General features: G+C 75.7%; 1 protein-coding gene. It reads right to left on the minus strand.

Annotated elements, in window-relative coordinates; genetic code table 11:
• Nucleotides 1–84: 84 nt before the first annotated feature.
• The coding region (locus CCN42_RS40350; protein ID WP_086742052.1) for a YcaO-like family protein at nt 85–1061 on the minus strand (977 nt) is incomplete at its 5' end.

Below are 1061 nucleotides of genomic sequence, written 5' to 3' on the forward strand. Positions count from 1 at the left end.
CGCCCGGGCCCGCGGGGGTGTCGGGGCCGGGTTCCTCGGCGGTGCGGGCCCGGGCGAGGGCGGTCACCAGATCCACGGCGCGGCTCACATGTGCGGGGGAGGGGCGAGCGTGAAGTCCTCCGGCGCGCCGGGCGCCGTGGTGCGCCAGCCGCGGGCCACGGCGGCGTCGGCGAGGCGCGGGCAGCCGAAGTACCCGAACGCGGCGGGCGCGTTGGGGAGCAGCCCGGAGACCAGGACGCGGGCGACCCGCAGCGCTGTCTCGGCGACGTCCTCCGTGGTCAGGTCGAAGGTCATGACCCGGTGGCCGCCGCGTTCCAGGGCCCGGTCCATCAGTTCCCTGCTGCCGGGTGCGACGGCGTCGAGCGGGACGACGCCGAGCGCCGGGTCGGTGAACCGCCGGGCCTCGGCCGCCATCCGCGGATCGAGCCACACCTGGACATGCGCGCCCAGGTCCCTGACGTGCTCGAAGTGGTCGCCGCACACGTCGAGGTAGCGGCGGTCCGCGCGGTGGTCGAGGTAGAGGCCCTTGGCGAGGAGCCCGGCGTCGACGGCCTGGAAGACCCAGCCGTCGGGCCCGGTGAGTCCCTGGGTGAACACCCAGGTGTGCACGGCTTCCAGCACGGCCTTGCGGGCGGCCTCGGCGGGGTCGTACTTGCAGGCGAACCCGGCGGCGTACAGCCCGAGCCGCGGATCGTGGACCAGGGCCGCCACGCAGGGGGCGAACTCGGAGGGCATCTCGACCAGCCACACCCGCAGCCCGGACCCGGCGAGATCGTCGGCGAGTCCGGGCACGGTGTCCGGGTCGATGCCGCGCGCGGGGCCGTCGAGATGCCACCACAGTTCCAGCGCGTCGCGTTCGGCGATCTCCAGCAGGGCGCGTTCGACGGCGTCGTCGAGGCCCTGCCCGGTGGCGATGCCGGCGTAGTTGAGGTGGTGGGTGCGCGGCAGCGACCGCAGTTCGCCCTGGCGCCAGTTGAGGTGGGTGAGCGCGACGGGCGCCCACACCTCGGCGGCCTCCCCGCCGGGCAGCCGTTCGGTGCCCCGGGTCCACAGGGCGGGGG

It is taken from the genome of Streptomyces glaucescens (assembly GCF_002154375.1).
In the GTDB taxonomy this organism is placed as follows: domain Bacteria; phylum Actinomycetota; class Actinomycetes; order Streptomycetales; family Streptomycetaceae; genus Streptomyces; species Streptomyces glaucescens.